At 46.2% G+C, this 18949-nt stretch carries 14 protein-coding genes; 10 read left to right on the top strand and 4 right to left on the bottom strand.

Annotation, left to right across the window (positions count from 1 at the left end; all coding sequences use genetic code 11):
• The first annotated feature begins 50 nt into the window (after nt 1-50).
• On the top strand, nt 51-1007 hold the full coding sequence (locus tag KOE27_RS24475) for a glycosyltransferase (RefSeq protein WP_215241336.1): 957 nt from the start codon (nt 51-53) through the stop codon (nt 1005-1007).
• On the top strand, nt 1004-2611 hold the full coding sequence (locus KOE27_RS24470) for a hypothetical protein (RefSeq protein WP_215241335.1): 1608 nt from the start codon (nt 1004-1006) through the stop codon (nt 2609-2611). Before KOE27_RS24475 ends, KOE27_RS24470 begins: the two co-directional genes overlap by 4 nt.
• On the opposite strand, the gene KOE27_RS24465 is transcribed toward KOE27_RS24470, so the two are convergent.
• Nucleotides 2603-3046 (bottom strand): RrF2 family transcriptional regulator, encoded by a 444-nt coding sequence (locus tag KOE27_RS24465; RefSeq protein WP_215241334.1) that lies wholly within the window; start codon nt 3044-3046, stop codon nt 2603-2605. The two genes, KOE27_RS24470 and KOE27_RS24465, sit on opposite strands and share 9 nt — an antisense overlap.
• A gap of 202 nt (nt 3047-3248) precedes the next feature.
• Between KOE27_RS24465 and KOE27_RS24460 the strand changes: the two genes are divergently transcribed.
• A complete protein-coding gene (locus tag KOE27_RS24460) occupies nt 3249-3929 on the top strand; it encodes a hypothetical protein (RefSeq protein WP_215241333.1) in 681 nt (226 codons plus the stop codon).
• A gap of 26 nt (nt 3930-3955) precedes the next feature.
• Here KOE27_RS24460 and KOE27_RS24455 read toward each other — a convergent pair whose 3' ends face one another.
• From KOE27_RS24455 to KOE27_RS24445, 3 genes are all read right to left on the bottom strand, one after another.
• Complete coding sequence (locus KOE27_RS24455) at nt 3956-6361, bottom strand: 3-hydroxyacyl-CoA dehydrogenase/enoyl-CoA hydratase family protein (RefSeq protein WP_215241332.1); 2406 nt, start codon at nt 6359-6361, stop codon at nt 3956-3958.
• 36 nt (nt 6362-6397) lie between these two features.
• Nucleotides 6398-6862: a MarR family winged helix-turn-helix transcriptional regulator gene (locus tag KOE27_RS24450; protein WP_215241750.1), complete on the bottom strand. Its 465-nt coding sequence runs from the start codon at nt 6860-6862 to the stop codon at nt 6398-6400.
• Nucleotides 6863-6994: 132 nt separating this feature from the next.
• On the bottom strand, nt 6995-8239 hold the full coding sequence (locus KOE27_RS24445) for a TlpA disulfide reductase family protein (protein WP_215241331.1): 1245 nt from the start codon (nt 8237-8239) through the stop codon (nt 6995-6997).
• Nucleotides 8240-8379: 140 nt separating this feature from the next.
• Between KOE27_RS24445 and rsmH the strand changes: the two genes are divergently transcribed.
• The 7 genes from rsmH (at nt 8380) to KOE27_RS24410 (ending at nt 18949) form a co-directional block, all read left to right on the top strand.
• Nucleotides 8380-9294 (top strand): 16S rRNA (cytosine(1402)-N(4))-methyltransferase RsmH, encoded by a 915-nt coding sequence (gene rsmH / locus KOE27_RS24440; RefSeq protein ID WP_215241330.1) that lies wholly within the window; start codon nt 8380-8382, stop codon nt 9292-9294.
• A gap of 88 nt (nt 9295-9382) precedes the next feature.
• Nucleotides 9383-9796 carry an FtsL-like putative cell division protein gene (locus KOE27_RS24435; RefSeq protein WP_215241329.1) on the top strand — a complete coding sequence of 138 codons (414 nt, stop codon included), beginning with the start codon at nt 9383-9385 and terminating at the stop codon, nt 9794-9796.
• Nucleotides 9797-9876: 80 nt separating this feature from the next.
• A complete protein-coding gene (locus KOE27_RS24430; protein ID WP_215241328.1) occupies nt 9877-12021 on the top strand; it encodes a penicillin-binding protein in 2145 nt (714 codons plus the stop codon).
• Nucleotides 12022-12030: 9 nt separating this feature from the next.
• Nucleotides 12031-13500: a UDP-N-acetylmuramoyl-L-alanyl-D-glutamate--2,6-diaminopimelate ligase gene (locus KOE27_RS24425; RefSeq protein ID WP_215241327.1), complete on the top strand. Its 1470-nt coding sequence runs from the start codon at nt 12031-12033 to the stop codon at nt 13498-13500.
• 110 nt (nt 13501-13610) lie between these two features.
• Complete coding sequence (locus KOE27_RS24420; protein WP_215241326.1) at nt 13611-14171, top strand: RNA polymerase sigma factor; 561 nt, start codon at nt 13611-13613, stop codon at nt 14169-14171.
• Between the two features lie 74 nt (nt 14172-14245).
• A complete protein-coding gene (locus KOE27_RS24415) occupies nt 14246-15334 on the top strand; it encodes a FecR family protein (protein WP_215241325.1) in 1089 nt (362 codons plus the stop codon).
• Nucleotides 15335-15472: 138 nt separating this feature from the next.
• Nucleotides 15473-18949 (top strand): SusC/RagA family TonB-linked outer membrane protein, encoded by a 3477-nt coding sequence (locus KOE27_RS24410; protein WP_215241324.1) that lies wholly within the window; start codon nt 15473-15475, stop codon nt 18947-18949.

Raw genomic sequence — 18949 nt, 5'->3', positions numbered from 1 at the left:
CTTCCGACGCACGCAGTATTGACGTCGGGAGATTCTGATATACCTTCCCTATGCCTCAAAATCTAGTAATTATTATTCCTCAATTCAACGACTGGGAGGCGCTGAATCTTTTAATACAGAAGATTAATGAGGATTTGAGGCCCGAAATCATCGAAAATACATCCCTGCTGATCGTTGATGATTGCTCCTCAAAAGACCGTACCCAACCTTTTACCCGGTTCATCGGAAAGGATATTAAGCTTCTGACGTTATACCGGAATTTGGGGCATCAGAAAGCAATTGCAATAGGCTTGTCCTATGTTGCAGAAAACATGGATTGTGATCAGGTGATCGTGATGGATGCGGATGGCGAAGACGCTCCTTCGGATATTAATAAGCTGGTTACCAAATCTTTGGAAGAGCCGGACAAAATCATTTTTGCAGAACGTAATAAGCGGACGGAAGGATTTTTATTCCGCTTTTTCTATATTATCTACAAGCTGGCTTTCAAATTATTGACCGGAAAGGTGATCACCTTTGGAAATTTTAGCCTGGTCCCCAAAAACCGTCTTAAAAACCTGGTGCGCGTTTCGGAAATATGGAATAATTATCCGGGAGGTGTGATCCGTTCCAGAATTCCGTATAGTTCGGTACTCACCGACAGAGCAACCAGGCTTGCAGGAAACAGTAAGATGAACTTCGTATCACTCATTTTACACGGTCTGAGTGCCATATCTGTCATGGTTGACACCACGGCGGTACGCATACTGATATTTTCCATTTTTATGTCCGGCCTGGCTGTGGCTTTTATCGTGTTCATCATTTTTCTGAAACTAATCGGAAATGCTACCCCTGGCTGGGCCTCCACCTTGGGCAGTACGCTGATGATCCTGATGCTTCAATCTTTTCTGATCTCGCTGTTTCTGGTTTTTATGGTACTCCAGTACCGGTCACAGCAGCATTTTATTCCTGCGGTACACTATCGTGACTTTGTGGAAAAGGTAGAAACCTTTCAGCTGATGGCATGATCACTTTTGACAATTTTCCCTCCATATATTGGCTGATCGGATACGTTCTGGCGGGGATTGTTATTCTGGCAGCATTTTTAAAAAAAGTCCCCCCTTCCGCCTTTGTTGCATTAGCTATTTTGCTGCTTGTTTATATGAGGCTCCCGGTTATTGTGCTCAATCGTGAGCTCAATCCCGATGAGAGCCAGATGCTGAGCCATGCCATCACCCTGAGCCAGGATCCTGTCTACTGGCGTTCCGTAGATGGAACAACCATTGGACCGCTGGACAATTATTTTCTGGTGATACCCCGTTTCTTTGGATTTCAGATCGACTATACCTCGGGCCGTGCCATGGGATTAATTTCCAGCATTATGGCCCTGCTATTGCTTTTCTTTTCGTTACGCAACTGGTTCCCGGGGCAGTTCACACGTAGCATGTGGCTGATGCCCGTCCTATTCCTGAGCTTTTCGCAGGAAGCGGATTTTGTACATTATTCCAGCGAGCAGGTCCCTGTGCTGCTGCTGTCCGCTGCCATCTGGCTACTTTCCCTGACCAAGGAAAACAGGCCTAACCTCCGTACCTTGTTCTTTCTGGGGCTGATACTTGGCCTTGTTCCCTTTGCTAAATTACAGGCAGTACCGCTCGCCGCCGTTGTGGGTTTGGCCGCTATGTGGTGCTGTGTCACCCATTTTATAAAAACCCGGCAGCTTGCACCATTCCTTTTACTCGTATCAGGTACCGTTTCATTTCCTGCACTGGTACTGATATGGGCTTCGTGGAACAACGTTTTTACAGATTTCATCAACTTCTATATTCTTGGGAACGCCATTTATGCCGGGGGAAACGAGGTTTCCATCATCATGCAATTTCTTAAAATACTCAACCTGAGTAATGATTTCAGGGCATATACCCTCCTGTTAGGCATACCTTTGATTGCTTCCTTTTTCCTGCTCGTGAAGCATGTCATTAAAAAAGACAAGGCATTATTTGTTCCGCTGCTTACAGTTTCCCTGGTACTGATCAGTATTTATGCCGCAACAAAATCGGGGAATGCTTTCGTGCACTACCTCAATTTCTGCATTATACCATGGATATTATTTGCAACTAATGGTATCCATACGTTTGGAAATAAGGTTGTTATATTGCCTTTGCTACTTCTTTGCTGGTTCCTGGCGACAGATGCCCTCGAATTTGTGCAGGGAAAGCAGCCGAATAAATATGTTTCCGTTGGAGCAAGGACTTTATACCAGAGCCCTGTGGTGAAAGAACTGAAAAAATTTACCCGCCCGGGAGACTATATGACGGTTTGGGGATGGCAGTGCGCCTACTATGTGGAAGCCCAACTGCCGCAGGGAACAGCCGAAAATCATTCGGAACGCTGTATTTATGCCCATAAAATGCGGGATACCTACCGGCAGAGGTACATGAAAGACCTACATCGCAACCGCCCCGCGATCATTCTGGATGCAGTGGGTAAAAACAGTTTTTGGGTACAGGATGTGAAAACGCAAAATATCGAGAGTTATCCGGAACTCGCGCAATTTGTAAAAAACGGATATGCAGATATGGGAACTTTTGATGGCACAAAGCTTTACGTCCGCAAAGACAGGTTATCAAGATAAGATCTCCGCATTCAGTTTATTGTCTGCAAATAGCAGGTCATTGAGGGTAGTTTTATCCAGAACGGCCAGGTTAGCATCGCGCCACCTTTCAAGCACCACCCGGAGGCTGCAAGTCTCCTCGTCACGACAATCTTCGCATTTACCGTAAAAAAGCAACGAAACGCAGAGAGCCGGCGCGATGGGTCCGTCTATAATTCTCAGGATCTTAGAGAAACTTACCTCTCCCGGTGAAATCCGCAACAGATATCCTCCTCCTTTTCCTTTCTGGCTTTGCAGCACGCCGTTGTTTCTAAGATCAAGCAAGATCGCCTCCAGAAACTTCTTCGGTATTTTTTCCTTTTCAGCAATATATGAGATCAGTACCGGACCTTTTCCGTACTGTTCGGCCAACACTTTCAGGGCCTTCAATGCATATTTCGCTTTTTTTGATATCATTTTAAAAACGTATTATCTAAAATCCATGGTGTATACCTATTGGGCCAACCCTTGAAATGTTCGACTTGGTGGGTATCGGAAATGTGCTAATTTTAGAAAAGAATTAGTACAGAGAATATAAATATAGCCATTTGATTGTATTTCCTCTTCATTCCTGAACACTAATTTGCTTAATCCATACTAACCTTTAACATCAGCAAAAATGGCCGCGGTCGCAAACCTTCGTGACAACAATACTACAATCGAAATTTCGGCCACTTTGTTCCTCTATGGTTCTGAGGCTGCAACTGAGATCGGGGAACTGATTATCAAAGAAATAAATCAAATGTATAACGAACCCCGCGCAAAGGTTCACCGTATGGGAATGTCCCTGGAAGTCCGGTTTAACATCCGTTATGCAATTATATCAACGGAAGAGGCTTTCACACTGGCCTCCTCTAACAGGGATCATTCCAGCAATTTCATTCGCATCGAAAATGAAAACACCATTACACGGTCCTTCATGGGTTTTGGGCTTGGAGATAACGCCGGTCATTGGCTCACCTCCGATCAGCTGGGTGTTTCCACCACGGCAGCTCACGAGTTCGGACACTGCCTTGGGCTGGACCATCCCGCCAATCCGGATTTCCGTGGCACATACACGCCTCCGCCTATCATGGCCGCCCGGGGCAGCCTGGTTGACCCGGAGTATCAATGGAACCCGCTGGCCAAAGCAGGGGAATACGGAGGCACCATGAAGCCTGTTTACCGAAAGGTAAGGGAAGAAGAAGTCAGAGAGATTCTGGCTGGTATTGATCCCTTCTCTCCCGAAACCCAGCTTATTGGCTATTTATCCAACAATATTTTTGACCGGACCGGAAAACCCTACCCTTCCCTAAGCTGATGCAACCGCCTCCTGTAAACCGAAAACTAGTTTCTAGGTGGTTTTCCACCGTTTAGCAGCCCCTGCATTCTTTCGAGCGTTTTTCGTTCCCCGCATAACGACAAAAAAGCTTCTCTTTCCAGATCCAGCAGATATTGCTCGGTAACCTGCTGCGGATAACTCAGGTCTCCTCCGTTGATGACGTAAGCGAGCTTATTGGCAATCTTTGCATCGTGTTCGGTAATGTAATTTGCCATCTGCATCTGTGCAATTCCAGCCATAAACAATGCCATTCCGGCCTTCCCCTGCACTTTGATATCACTTCGCTGCTTAGGCTGGGTGTATCCGTTTTCAGCGAGTTCAATGGCTGCCTGTTTCGCTTCGGCGATCAGCCTGCTCCGGTTCAGTACAATCTGATCCTTATCCTGCAGATAATTCATTTCGTAAGCATCTCTTGCAGATGTAGATACCTTGGCTTGCGCAATATTCATGAACGCGGTCTGCAGGATGTTCAGCTCAGGGTCGCCCGCCTGATACATGTCCGAGCAACGAAGCGCCATTTCTTTGGTTCCACCACCAGCCGGGATAATCCCAACGCCGAACTCGACCAAGCCCATATAGGTTTCCGCGTGCGCCACCACTTTATCTGCGTGCAGATTGAGTTCACAACCTCCTCCAAGCGCCAGCGTGTGCGGCGCCGTAACAACGGGTATGGACGAATACCTGGCCCGCATCATTGTTTGCTGAAACTGTGCGATCACCATGTTGATCTCGTCAAACTCCTGCTCAATAGCAAACATGAAAAGCATTGCCAGGTTGGCCCCAGCAGAAAATGCCTCGCTGGATTCATTCCCTATTACTATTCCCCGGAAATCGCGCTCCGCAAGGCTGATGCCTTTCTGAATGCCTTCGATCACCTCTGAGCCCATGGTATTCATTTTTGACCTGAACTCCAGATTGAGTATCCCGTCACCGAGATCGTAAAGGTTAGCACCCGCATTTTTCCAGACAATCCCTTCAGACAGGTTACTCAAAATGACGAACGCATCCTGGCCCGGAATTTTCTTGTACGATCTAGACGGAATGTCATAGTACAGTTTTTTTCCTGCCTCTATCCTGTAAAACGATTCGTTACCGGCTTCGAGCATTTCATAAACCCAGGCCGCCGGTTTTTGATCAAGGCTCTCCATGATCGTGAGCATATTTTTCAGGCCAATAGCATCCCAGGTTTCAAATAACCCCAATTGCCAGCCAAAACCAGCACTTATGGCCTGATCAATCCGGAAGATTTCGTCCGAAATGCCAGGGACTCGGTAGGTCGCATACTTGAAAATATCTGCAAAAGTCCTTCTGTAAAACTCTCCCGCTTTGTCTTTCCCTGCCAGCAGCACACCGAAACGCTTGGTTACGTCACCTATGGCCTTTGTGGTTTCCAGAGTATCAAACTTTACCTTTTCCGAAGGTTTATAATCCAGGGTGTCAAAGTCAAGTGCCAGAATCACCGACTTGCCCTTTTCATCCTTCATTTTCTTATAAAAACCTTGCCCTGTTTTATCTCCCAGCCATTTGTTATCATAAAGTTTTTGCATGATAGCCGGCAAAACAAAGGCATCCCGCGACTCATCGTTACCCTCTCCCGAGGCATACAGATTATTGGCAACATGAACGGTGGTGTCAAGCCCCACTACATCCGATAACCGGAAAGTCCCGGATTTAGGCCTACCCACCACAGGCCCCGTAAGCTTATCCACCTGATCCACGCTCAGGTTCATTTCCGCAGCCACCCTGATTGTCTGGATCAGCGCATATATTCCCAGCCTGTTGGCTATAAAACCTGGGGTATCTTTACATAGAACTGTGGTTTTTCCCAGGAACAAGTCGCCATAGTGCATCAGGAAATCAATGATTCCGGGATCCGTTTCTTTGGTAGGAATGATTTCAAGTAACCGGAGGTATCTGGGCGGGTTGAAAAAGTGTGTTCCGCAAAAATGCTTTTTAAAATCTTCACTTCGACCCTCCGCCATCAGGTGGATCGGGATACCCGAGGTATTGGACGTAATCAGTGTGCCGGGCTTCCTGAGTACATCGACTTTCTCATAGAGACTTTTCTTGATATCCAGGCGCTCCACCACCACTTCGATCACCCAGTCATAATTTTTAATGTCGGCCAGGTTATCATCAAAGTTGCCGAGCTTTACCCTGGATGCAAAAGAAGGGCTATACAGAGATGCAGGAGTTGCCTTAAGTGTCTGTTGAAAAGATTCCGTAACAATCCGGTTTCTGACCGCTGGGTGTTCTGTGGTCAGTCCCTTCGCTTTTTCTGCTTCATTGGGCTCCTTAGGAACGATATCAAGCAGTAAAACTTCTACTCCAATATTGGCAAAATGGCACGCAATACGGGAGCCCATGATACCAGATCCCAGTACGGCAACTTTACGAATTGAACGATTCATTATGATAGGTTTTGGTTTTTAGGATAAACTATATGTTCAAAGCTCGTCATCTGATTCTCCGGCTCTGAGTTTCTGATTTTCTTCTTCTACGATTTTATTGATATCATTGATCACCTCAAAAAAAGTGGCCAGCTTCTCAAGCGGTATTTTCTCCCGGACCATATTGTTGAAAAGAATAACCCCCTCCCTGGACAGTTCCCTTTTTTCTTTTCCAAGGTCTGTCAGCACAATACGGACGAACCGCTTATCGGTATCATCCACCTCGCGTGTAATCAGCCCGCGTTCTTCCAGGTTTTTCAACATTCTCACCAGGCTTCTGGGCTCCATGCCCAGCAACGGAGCAATTTTCGTTGCGGGGGTACCCTGCTCAATGTCAATATTGAGCAGCACGTGGCCCGCAGCCATTGTAATCCCAAAATTGGCAGCATAAGCGTTGTACATTCTTGAAATGGAATGCCATGCCCACTTTATCTGAAAATCAATTGTCTTTTCCTTACGCATTGTTTCACGACGGTTGTGGGTCAGTTTCACTTTTTACAAATGTAGCAAAACCCACCAATATTATGCAAGCATACTAATTTAGGTTAAATAAAAAACGCATTGGATATTACTTTTCCAATGCGCCGGTGCCTGCTACTCACTCAGAAGTTTGTCTGTCAGTCGGGTGAATTCCTCCACAAACTGATCGTAGTACTTACCCGTCCCGGGCCCGCTGAAACCCGTATGTATTTCTCTGACCTTTCCCTTTTTGTCAATAAATATAGTCGTAGGGTAAGACATCACTTTGTTCAGCATAGGAAGCGCTTTTGCCGTACCCGCATCTGTGTTAGTGCCCGCCAGCAAAACCGGATATTCAATACCAAACCGCGTGATCATTCTTTTGATCTTAGGATTTGAAATATCAGGATTGTCCGATTTTTCAAACGCAAGCCCTATAATCTCTACGCCCCTTTTCTTATTCTTTTTATACCAGGGTACCAGAAAATTAGTCTCATCCATACAATTAGGGCACCAGGAGCCCATGATCTGAAGAATTACCACCTTATTCTTGAATGCCGCATCGCTTAGGGAAACCGTTTGGCCTTTGCTGTCCGTAAAAGAAAAATTCACTTCTCCTGCCCCTGGTTTCAGAAAGGTAAGTTTTGTTGCGTCGGGCAGCTTCGCATCTGGATCAGCCTTAGCCGTCCAGGTTCTATAACCTGCTACACCAGTCCAAAGCACTCCCTTTAACGTACCATCCGCCTGCACGGAAGCCTTAAATAACATCGCATTCGAACCATCAAATGTGGACAAATACAGGCTGTCTCCATTCATACTGCCTGTAAGAAAACGATAATCGCCCGTCGGTGTCAGGAAGGATCCGGTTACGTCACTGCCTTTCTGCGTAAAATTCGCGACGGAAGGCGTATTACCCCCCGTAGCCGGATTGTGGAATACAGCTGACCATTTCCCTGTTATATTCACCGGCGACCTGGCCTCACCTTGCTTATAAAATTTATAGTTGTCGCCGAACTTTGCCTCAAATGGCAGCCAGGCAATCACATTTTTGCCGGACAGCCGGTTGTACTTCCCTTTCAGACTCCCGGGTTCTATGTGGGCAACAATTTCAGAATCAAAGAGCTGCATGGGAATATGGATAGAATCCTGCGCTACAAAAGCCGTATCCATCCGAAGGCGCTCGCTGCCATTGACGGCGAAAACAGAAAACGTTTTTCCATCCGTATTTTTCCTGATCTCCAGAATAAATGGCAACGCCTGACCATCACGGAGCAAGGTTGCCCTCCATACGCCTTCCTTCACAACATCTGGTATAACTGGTTTAGCCAGGGACCCGTGCTTCGGAAAAAGCAAAATGAAAAACAAAACTATGTATCTCATAAGTTACAGATTAAGCTGAAATGGCGAAGGATTAGCGAAAATTAAATAGGGAACAATGGCCAAATCCTACCATTGAAAATTGCTAAGTTTGTAACTGCCTTCCGGCAAAAATTAGTTCCGCCATATATTGCTTTTAGTGAATGGATTTGCAAAATAGTTACCACGAACCGGTCATGTTATCAGAGTGCCTGGAAGGATTGAATATTCGTCCTGATGGCATGTATGTGGACGTTACCTTTGGCGGTGGCGGCCATTCGAGGGCAATTCTGGACAAGCTTGACACTGGCAAGCTGTTTGCGTTTGACCAGGATCCGGATGCTGCTAAGAATGCGGAAGCATTGAAAGAAAGCGGAAAACTGATTTTTATTGCGTCCAATTTCCGCCACCTGAAAAGGTACCTCAAGCTCTACAAGGCTGATAAAGTGGACGGCATTCTGGCAGACCTCGGGGTATCATCCCATCAGATCAACACGCCTGCACGGGGCTTTTCAACCCGCTTTGACGCCGACCTGGACATGCGAATGAACCCGGGTACGGAAAAAACGGCCGGGGAGGTACTCAATCATTATTCGGCTGCCAGCCTGCAAAAAATTTTCGGCATGTATGGAGAAGTACAAAATGCCAAAACCATAGCCGAAGCCATTTATTCAACCCGGCATAATAATCCCATTGAGACGATTAACGACCTGAAACAATTGCTGCAGCGCTATGCGCCCCGGCATCGGGAAAACAAGTATTTTGCTCAGGTATTTCAGGCATTACGCATTGAAGTGAATGATGAGCTGAAAGTACTGGAAGAATTTCTGGAACAGGTGCCCGAAGTACTTAAGCCGGGCGGACGGCTGGTGGTGATGTCTTATCATTCTCTGGAAGACCGCCTGGTCAAAAATTTTATCCAGAAGGGTAAGTTCAGTGGCGAAGTAGAAAAGGATTTTTACGGAAACGAAATTAAGCCCCTGAAAGCAATCACTCGTAAACCCATCGAAGCCAGCGCAGAAGAAGTTGCCCGTAATCCAAGGGCGCGGAGCGCGAAATTGCGTATTGCTGAAAAATAAAATTTATTTACGGTTGCATGAAATATTCCGTCGCTGAATGGGATATAATAGAAAGTATGTACACTTCGGATCAATAAAAGAGAAGATCATGGCAGAAAACAGAAGGAAATCAAAGCCAATAGCTGCCAGGCCCGCAAAACCCAAGAGGGAGTACAGCCTGTTTAACTGGCTCAACCGCTTTTTACCCCTTGACAAGATTTTTGGAGAAAAACTGCCTGGCAAAGAGGAACGCGTTCCCGTAAAGTACTTCTATTACGTGGCCTGGGTAGTTTCGCTTTTAGTGGCATATGAGTGGATAGGTTTTCAGTCTGAACAATACGTACGCAACAGCATCAAGTTAAAAAAAGAAGTGGATGACCTGCGTGCAGAATATACTTCCATACATGCCGACTATGAAAAAAGCGGGAAGCAGTCTGTGGTGCTAGAAAGGGTGAAAGGAACCGGCCTGGAAGAAAACCTGACCCCACCGCAGAAGATCGTTGTCAAAAAAGGAGATTTTTGACAACGGTCCTGATCTGCTAACTTGCTTTGGAAAAAGCTAAAACTTAATGTCTGATCTTAAAAAAAACCTCTCTAACCTGAATGAAAAGCGACATCGAGAGCGGACCCAACAATAAGAAAGCCCTGATCAACAGGGCCAGGTTTGTAGGCTGGCTTCTGTTCGGGCTGGCCATACTGGTATTCGGTAAACTTATCAGAGTACAGTACTATGATACCTTTAAGGGAAAGACCTGGGCAGAATATTCCGTCAAAAACGATCTTAAACTGGATACCATCCCGGCCCGGCGCGGTAACATTTATTCCAGTGACAACAGCCTGCTGGCCACTTCACTACCTTATTATTATGTAGGGCTTGATACCAAAGTGGCCGATTCCACCTATTTTGCTAACAATGTTGAACTCCTGGCCAATCTGCTGGCCCGAAATTTCGGAGAAAATACTGTGGAAGGATACCGGAATAAGATCATGCGTTACCGCATCAGTAAAACAAAACGCTATCTCCGCTTGAAAGTAAAAGAAATAAGCCACCTGGAACGGGAAAAAATTAAAAAATGGCCCTTTTTTGCAAAGGATAAAAAAGGCGGCGGAGGGAAGTTTGAGACTATTTACAAACGTTACAAACCATACAGCCCCATGGCAGACAGAACCATTGGCGGCACAGATCCCAAAACCGGCCGCGGATATATAGGTATTGAAGCCAGTTTTGAAAAAAAGCTTGAAGGAAAAGCAGGCATTGCCTGGGTAGAAATGGTTGAAGGCGGCTTGAAAATTCCCGTCGGAGACGCACTCAATGTCCAGCCCGAAACAGGCAAAGATATCTATACAACCCTGGATATGAATTTTCAGGACCGGGCAGAAACTGCGCTGCGCCGGAAACTTACTGAAACCGATGCCGACTATGGCTGCGTAATTGTAATGGAAGTGGCAACAGGGGAGATACGGGCAATGGCCAACCTTACCAAAAGGGAGGACGGCAAATACCAGGAAGTCTTTAATTATGCCATTGCCGGAAGTAATGATCCGGGTTCTACCTTCAAGCTGCCTACCATGATGGCTTTGCTGGAAGAAACCAAAATGAACCCCGACCATATCACTGTCAACACAGGAGACGGTTCGTACCGTTTTCGAGGAACTACCATTAACGACTCAAAAAGAGGCGGTTACGGGACACTTACAGCTACGCAGGTTTTTGAAAACTCGTCCAACATCGGGATATTGCTGCTCATGCAGCGGTACTTTTTTTCCAAACCCGACACCTACCTTAAGTACCTGAAACAATTTCATTTGACTGAGCCCACTGGAATTGCCATGAAGGGCGAAACCCCGCCGCATATCAAGGACCGGAAATCCAGACAGTGGAGTAATTACTCTTTATTCTGGATGTCGCACGGATACGAAATGGGTATGACCCCTCTTCAGACCCTGGCCCTTTACAACGCCGTGGCCAACGACGGGTACTGGGTACGCCCCATGCTGGTACGTGAAATAAGGAGTGCCGAAAAATTAGAGGACAAAATAGAACCTTACGTGGAAGACAAACCGATTTGCTCCCCCGAAACCATCCGGAAAGTGAAATCCATGATGGAGGGTGTGGTTGAAAACGGAACAGCAAAAAACATTAAGTCAGGCCTTTACAGAATTGCCGGAAAAACTGGGACGGCCCAAAAACTCGTAAACGGAGTTTATACCCCCGGCAAGTATTACACTTCTTTTGCCGGTTATTTCCCAGCTGACAAGCCCAAATACAGCTGCATTGTGATCATCGATACTCCGAAGGGAGCCAAAGCCAATTACATGCTGTATGCAGGAAGCGTAGCCGCACCGGTATTCAAGGAAGTGGCTGATCGGATTTATGCCTATGACGTAAGTATCCAGAAACCCGTGAAGGACTCTGTTCCCGAAGAAACAAAAAATGTGAGACTTGCAGGACGTACCGCCGACCTGAAACTATTGAGTGATGAGCTCAACCTGGCCCCTGTTACCTCAGAAAACGAGTATGTCGCTGGCTCAATCATCAAGAAAGGTAAAGCTACCTGGCGATCCAGAAATATTGATTCCCGGGAGGTTCCCGATCTGGCTGGCTTAACCATGCGGGATGCATTGTTTATTTTGGAAAATAAAGGATATCGGGTAACATTTAAAGGTTCGGGCAAAGTAGTGGAGCAATCGCTGCCGCCGGGAGCCAATAAAACGGGACTCAAAAGTATCCTTCTCACTTTGCAGTAAAACTTATTTATGGAAAATAATCAGGGGAAATTGCTGAGCACTTTGCTCAGTGGCGTTTCCAGTCCGACGATAACGGGTTCAGGAGATATTCATATCCTTAACATCACAATGGACTCGAGAAGAGTTACCTCCGGCAGTCTGTTTGTAGCTTTAAGAGGAACTCAGACAGACGGCCACCAGTATATAGGCCTTGCCTCGGAACTGGGCGCTTCTGCCATTCTTTGCGAGGAACTTCCGGCGGAACTAAAGGAAACCGTTGTATACATTCAGGTACCTGACACCGCCGAAGCGATGGGTTACATCGCGTCCGCATTTTATGATCACCCATCACAAAAACTGAGCCTGATAGGCATTACCGGGACAAATGGGAAGACCTCCGTCGCAACATTTCTTTTTCAGCTTTTCAGAGCATTGGGATATCGCTGCGGCTTACTGTCCACGGTTCAGAACCAGATCGAAGATGAGGTCATCCCTGCAACCCATACCACCCCGGATGCAATAGCGCTGAACGCACTTCTGGCTAAAATGGCTGAAAGAGGTTGCTCACATGCTTTTATGGAGGTGAGCTCACATGCCGTTGTGCAGCACAGGATATCCGGCCTGCATTTCTCGGGCGGGATATTCACCAACATTACGCATGATCACCTTGACTTTCACAAAACGTTCGACAATTATATTAAGGCAAAGAAAGGTTTCTTTGATATGCTCCCCAAATCAGCTTTTGCACTGGTCAACATCGACGACCGCCGGGGGGCTGTTATGGTGCAGAATACCCGGGCAGCTATCGAAACCTATTCCCTGCAGACACTGGCAAGCTTTAAAGGAAAAATCATCTCCGATACACTGGCTGGCATGCACATGGAGGTGAATAATCAGGAAGTCTGGTTCAGGGTCATCGGGAAGTTTAATGCCTATAACCTGCTGTCGGTGTATGGGGCGGCTGTTCTAATGGGCGAAAACCCGGAAGCTGTTCTCACGGAATTATCCAATCTTAAAAGTCCTCCCGGGCGTTTTGAGCAATTTCATTCCCCCGAAAATATCGTTGCCATCGTGGACTATGCCCACACACCCGACGCGCTGGAAAACGTACTGGAAACCATCACACACCTGCGGCATGGCAATGAAACCGTCATCACGGTAGTAGGCTGCGGCGGAAACAGAGATGCTGAGAAACGGCCAAAAATGGCCGCAATTGCATGTAAATACAGCAACCGGGTGATTCTCACCTCAGACAATCCGCGTTACGAAGATCCGCTGGATATTCTTCAGCAGATGCAAAAGGGTATTCCTCCTATTGATTACAAGAAAACCACCGTAATCCCCGACCGCCGTGAAGCTATCTTTAAAGCCTGCTCCGAAGCAAAACCGGAGGATATCATTCTCATAGCCGGCAAAGGACATGAAAACTACCAGGAAATTAAAGGTATAAAACATCATTTTGATGATAAAGAAGTTTTGCGGGAAGCCCTGGAACATTAAACCCTACTACTTTTATTCGTTTACTAAATCCCCTTAAATTTATTCTCTCCATTCCGGTATTAAATGCCATGCTGGTCTTTATGAAGTAATTGCAATGTTAAGCAGATAATATGCCAAACGAGACAGAAGTTGCAGAACTTTGGCTTGCCTTTAAAAAGGGAGACAAAGATGCCTTCAATAACCTGACGGTTATTTATTATAAAACACTTCACAATTATGGAACGAAACTGACCAGAGACCACGCTTTGGTAGATGATTGCATTCAGGAGCTTTTTCTGGATATGTGGCGGCGTAAAGAATTTCTGGGTGATACCGGTAACGTCAAATTTTACCTGCTCAAGTCATTAAGGCGAAAAATTTATATTGAAACCCAAACCAGAGACAAATGGCAGCAGGAATCGCTGGACGGCAACGAAGACCTGGACTTCATAGGCGAATTTTCGATCGAAACAAAGATGATTGAAATAGAGACGAATGAAGAAGAGCACAAAAAACTACATCTCATTCTCAACAGTTTAAGCCGACGCCAGCGTGAAGTTATCTACCTGAAATTCTATCAGGAAATTGATTATGAACAGATCGCCAAGCTCATGTCGATCAACTATCAATCGGTCCGTAATCTGGTGCATACTACTATCAAGGAAATCAAGGCTGCCTGGTTTATCAATTAATTTAAATTTTTTCCCAAATTCTTTCAGTACAAAGTTTCGAATTGTCTCTATTACTATTAGAAGACAATTTAATCATGGATTATACCAAATTTACCGCCGAAGATCTTGTACTGGACGGCTATTTCCGAAAATGGGTAAATCAGCAGCTCCCCCCGGAAGACACGTTTTGGGAAAACTGGCTAGCTGATCATCCCGACAAAGCCGAAATCATCAGCCAGGCAAAGTTCGTGATCAGTGCTCTTGAAATGAAGCACGCTGTCATAAGTGACCAACATGTATACCAAAAAACCCAGTCCATTTTTGCGCTTACCGATGCAGACGATGCTCCGGCACCTTCTTTATGGAGCTATTCATTAAAAATTGCAGCATCCTTTGCCGCCATTGTTTTGTTCAGCCTGGGCTGGTACCTGCTCAGAAAAGAGGATAAAAAAGTTTCAGTATACGAAACTATGCTGGCAGAGGCGCGTACCGCACCCTTTACCGAAAAGGTAAATGATACCAATCACCCGATTAAAGTAAGCCTGCTCGATGGGTCCGTGATAACCCTTCAGCCGAAAAGCAAGCTCAGTTATCCACAGTCTTTCAAAACAGATAAGCGGGAAGTGTATTTATCCGGAGAAGGCTTTTTTGAAATAACCAAGATACCCCACCAGCCCTTCTTCGTTTATGCCAATGAAATTATAACCAAGGTACTGGGTACGAGCTTCACGGTGAAGGCCTACGAAAACGATAAAAACGTGATTGTAAAGGTATTAACCGGAAAGGTAACGGTCACCTCCAAAAACAAGGAAACCCGCGAACTGGGAGAGGAGCAGCCCGAGGCTGTCATACTTTTACCTAACCAAATGGGAATTTACACCCGGCCACTCGAACGGCTTACCAAAACCCTGGTAGAAAATCCGGTCATACTTCAGGAAAACATTCCTGTTCCCGCAAACTTTAATTTCAACAATACTCCGGTAGAAGAAGCATTCAATCTGCTGGAAAAAAGTTACGGGGTGACGATCGTTTATGACGGTGATTTGCTTGGGAAATGCCACATCACGGCACCTCTGGAAGACGAATCCCTCTATGAAAAGCTCGATCTGATCTGTAAGGTCATACGTGCTTCTTACGAAATTATTGATGCGCAGATCATCATAACCAGCAAAGGCTGCAGCTAAGAACCCAAAACAAAAAGAGGGGTAATGCTGCAAACATTACCCCATCTTCTAATATCTCCCCAAAAAGGGAGGACATCAGGACGCAAGAGCGGGGGCTCTTGCCAGTTTAATTTTAACTATTAAAACCAAAGTAAAACTATGCGAAAACCGTTGCAAAACAATGCCTTGTGGCTAAAAGTTATGCGAATCTCTATCATTCAGGCGATAGTAATGGTGATGTTTACAGGAATTACCTACGCCGTCTCTACCAAAGCCCAGGTATTGGACAAGCTGGTCAGCCTGCGGGTGGATAACCAGGAAGTAACAGCCGCTCTTCAAAAGCTGGAAAAACAGTCGAGCATTAAATTCGTTTTCAGCCCTCAGGTAATCAAATCAGGCCAAAAAGTAACTGCTAATTACGAGAACGAGCGGTTGGGAGCGCTTCTTGACAAATTGCTTACGCCGTTGCATATCAAGTATGAAGTGTCCGGCAAATACATCCTTTTGAGCGACAAAAACCCTCTCAACTCCAGCAGGCTTTTTCCAAAAACGGAACAACCGGAAAACCGCGACCCTAACCTGCTTACCGTCAAAGGGAAAGTGAAAGATGAAAGAGGTGAAGATTTACCAGGAGTTAGCGTGCTCATAAAGGGTACTCAGCAAGGTACCATCACAGATGTAAACGGCAATTTTGAACTTGAGGTGACCGACAAAGCCACTATTCTTGTCTTCAGTTTTTTAGGTTACAAATCCCAGGAACTTCCGGTAGGTGATCGGGTCGTCTTCAATCTGAGCCTGGAGCCTAGTGATCAGGCACTGAGCGAAGTGGTGGTGATCGGTTACGGTACTTCCCGGAAAAAAGAACTGGTTGGTTCCGTGGATATGGTGAACGCAAAAGATGCCGGATCAACAACGGCTACCAACCCTTCCCAGCTTCTGATCGGAAAGTCTGCCGGCGTGCAAGTGCTGCAATCCAATGGTACCCCAGGCTCCGACGCCCAGATACTCATCCGGGGAACCGGCTCATTTACCGGAGTGGATCCGCTGTATGTAATTGATGGTATCCAGGGAAGCAAAACCATGTTCAATACCCTCGGAACACAGGATATCGAGAATATTACCATCCTGAAAGACGCCTCTTCCACCGCGATATATGGTTCGGCAGCAGCCAATGGCGTTGTCATTATCACCACCAGAAAAGGACGCTCGGGTACGCCCAAGATCAATTTCAATTCTCAGTGGGGCGTTGCAAAGGCATGGAAAAAACTGGATCTGCTTAACGCATCCCAGTATGTGGACTTGTTAAAAGATTTCGCCGCTACAACCAATTCTGTTTTACCTGCGAAATTCAATACCTCCGAAGTATTGCAGGACAGAGCCGACTGGCAAAACGAGATTTTCCGTTCCGCGTTGGTATCTCAAAATGACATCAACATTAGCGGAGGCAGCGAAAAGGTTAACTACAATTTTTCACTGAGTTATATAAACCAACAGGCTATTGTAAAAAACTATACTGACAAACGGGTAAATGCCCGGTTCAGCCTGGACGAAACGCTGGGCCGTTTCCATCTGGGTCAAGCTTTGAATATCAGATACGTAAAAGATGTAGGTCAGCTGGCCAGCATTTCCGACGCTGTTTATTATGCGCCCTATAAGCCAATTTTTGATTCTTCCGTTTTGGGAGGTTATTCCAATACGACCAACGTAGACGATTTCAGCAATGGTAACAACCCACTGGCGGCCATCAACCTGAACAAACCGGTGACCAGCGGATTCGTATTTTTTCCGCAGGTGTTCGCAGAGGTAGACCTTTTCGCCGGATTGCGGTTTAGGACCCAGCTTTCAGCCGAGATTGGCGGAGGAAAAACCAATAGCTACCAGTATGCCTATGCAGGAGGTAACAACCTTACTCAGCCTCAACAGGCAACACTTGGCTACAACAGCTATTCCTTTTATACCATTGAGAACTATTTCTCTTACAACCGCACCTTTGGTAACCACAATATTTCGGCAACCATCGGTAACAGCTACCTTGATCCCGGCCATTCCTCAGGACTGAACGCAACAGGTACCAGCATCCCGAACAACAGTATTCAGAATATCAGCGTTGCCCAGTCGCAGGCGGTCACCGGAACATCCTATGGTTATGCCCGCTCGTCTATTATCTCCTATTTTGGCCGTGCTGTTTACTCCTTCCAGGATAAATACATATTATCAGGAAGTTACAGACGTGACGGTGCTTCCAACTTCGGTGCAAACAACCGGTTTGGTAATTTTTATGGACTGGGTGTTGCATGGCGGTTCATTGATGAAGATTTCCTGAAAAGCAGTCTGAACTTTCTTAGTGATGGTAAGCTGAGGGTCGGACTTGGTCGCACAGGTAACAACACAATCCCGACAACAGGCGTTACTTCGGTACTTACCTTCAGTGGCAGTCCGAATGGTAACCTGGTTTATTCCCTGGGAACCAATGAAGGTTTTTATCCGGGAACCACCATCAATACTTTGTCTAACCCCAATATCAAGTGGGAATCCACAGACCAAACCGACGTAGGACTTGACCTTGCTTTTTTGAACAATAAATTAAGCGTAACCATCGACTGGTACAACCGGAAAAGTAGCGGCTTGCTCGTAAGCGTACCCGTTGCAGGAAGTACCGGAGCCTCAAACAGCGGCGGCCAGCCCAGTAAATACGCCAACGCGGCAAGTGCTCAAAACAAAGGCATTGAATTCACTGTTGGGTACCGTGGCGGAAACGAAAAAGGGCTTACCTACAACGTCAGTGCCAACCTGGCCTATAATAAAAATGTTGTTAATTCCCTGGGAAGTGAATTTGCAGCACCGATTCAGGCAGGGGCATTCAGTAATTTACCAACATTTACCTACACTGCGGCAGGATCTCCAATCGGTTCATTTTATGGATACAATGTGGACCATGTTGCCAAAGACCAGGCGGAAATTGATGCCCTCAATAAAATGGCTGCTGAAAAAAGCGGTGATGCCGCTACCGTCTATCAGGCTGGTTTGTTGCCCGGTGATTTCATTTTTAAGGACATCGACGGCGACGGCAAGGTAACTTCAACAGACCAGAAGATACTGGGGAATCCAATCCCTAAATATGTATACGGGTTCAATGCAGGCGTTAATTTCATGAGTTTTGATCTCAACCTGGTCGTATCCGGGGTGGCAGGCCTTAAGTTATTAAATGCATTCAAATTTGTTACAGAAAATGAATCGACCGGTCACAACGCCTCAACGGCTATTCTGGACAGATGGCAGAAACCCGGTGATGTTGCCTCTCTGCCCAGAGCAGGACAAAGTGCAACCGGAGATGGTAACCTGCGCCCCTCTGACTGGTGGCTCGAAAGCGGTAATTACCTGCGCCTGAGGAATGTCACGCTCGGTTATACTTTACCTCAACAGGTAATCAGCGGCATTGGCAACGGTAAGATATTCAACAAGATAAGGATTTATGTGGCCGCGCAGAATTTGTTAACCGTTACCAAGTACAAAGGATACGATCCTGAAGTAAGTACTCAAAACGGAGGCAGTTACATCTTCTCCCGCGGTATCGACGACAGGCTGCAACTTCCTCAGCCCCGTACTTTCCTATGCGGCTTACAACTTGGATTCTAA

Source organism: Dyadobacter sp. CECT 9275 (genome assembly GCF_907164905.1).
GTDB lineage: Bacteria > Bacteroidota > Bacteroidia > Cytophagales > Spirosomataceae > Dyadobacter > Dyadobacter helix.
Note: the sequence above shows the minus strand (reverse complement) of the source record. Positions and strands in the feature narration are given on the sequence as shown.

Excerpts from the sequence above, each read along its gene's own strand:
- KOE27_RS24470 (WP_215241335.1), top strand. The coding sequence starts at position 1,004 with ATGATCACTTTTGACAATTTTCCCTCCATATATTGGCTGATCGGATAC.
- KOE27_RS24435 (WP_215241329.1), top strand. The coding sequence starts at position 9,383 with ATGGCAGAAAACAGAAGGAAATCAAAGCCAATAGCTGCCAGGCCCGCA.
- KOE27_RS24430 (WP_215241328.1), top strand. The coding sequence starts at position 9,877 with ATGAAAAGCGACATCGAGAGCGGACCCAACAATAAGAAAGCCCTGATC.
- KOE27_RS24450 (WP_215241750.1), bottom strand. The coding sequence starts at position 6,862 with ATGCGTAAGGAAAAGACAATTGATTTTCAGATAAAGTGGGCATGGCAT.
- KOE27_RS24460 (WP_215241333.1), top strand. The coding sequence starts at position 3,249 with ATGGCCGCGGTCGCAAACCTTCGTGACAACAATACTACAATCGAAATT.
- KOE27_RS24475 (WP_215241336.1), top strand. The coding sequence starts at position 51 with ATGCCTCAAAATCTAGTAATTATTATTCCTCAATTCAACGACTGGGAG.
- rsmH (WP_215241330.1), top strand. The coding sequence starts at position 8,380 with ATGGATTTGCAAAATAGTTACCACGAACCGGTCATGTTATCAGAGTGC.
- KOE27_RS24425 (WP_215241327.1), top strand. The coding sequence starts at position 12,031 with ATGGAAAATAATCAGGGGAAATTGCTGAGCACTTTGCTCAGTGGCGTT.
- KOE27_RS24455 (WP_215241332.1), bottom strand. The coding sequence starts at position 6,361 with ATGAATCGTTCAATTCGTAAAGTTGCCGTACTGGGATCTGGTATCATG.
- KOE27_RS24445 (WP_215241331.1), bottom strand. The coding sequence starts at position 8,239 with ATGAGATACATAGTTTTGTTTTTCATTTTGCTTTTTCCGAAGCACGGG.
- KOE27_RS24415 (WP_215241325.1), top strand. The coding sequence starts at position 14,246 with ATGGATTATACCAAATTTACCGCCGAAGATCTTGTACTGGACGGCTAT.
- KOE27_RS24465 (WP_215241334.1), bottom strand. The coding sequence starts at position 3,046 with ATGATATCAAAAAAAGCGAAATATGCATTGAAGGCCCTGAAAGTGTTG.
- KOE27_RS24410 (WP_215241324.1), top strand. The coding sequence starts at position 15,473 with ATGCGAAAACCGTTGCAAAACAATGCCTTGTGGCTAAAAGTTATGCGA.
- KOE27_RS24420 (WP_215241326.1), top strand. The coding sequence starts at position 13,611 with ATGCCAAACGAGACAGAAGTTGCAGAACTTTGGCTTGCCTTTAAAAAG.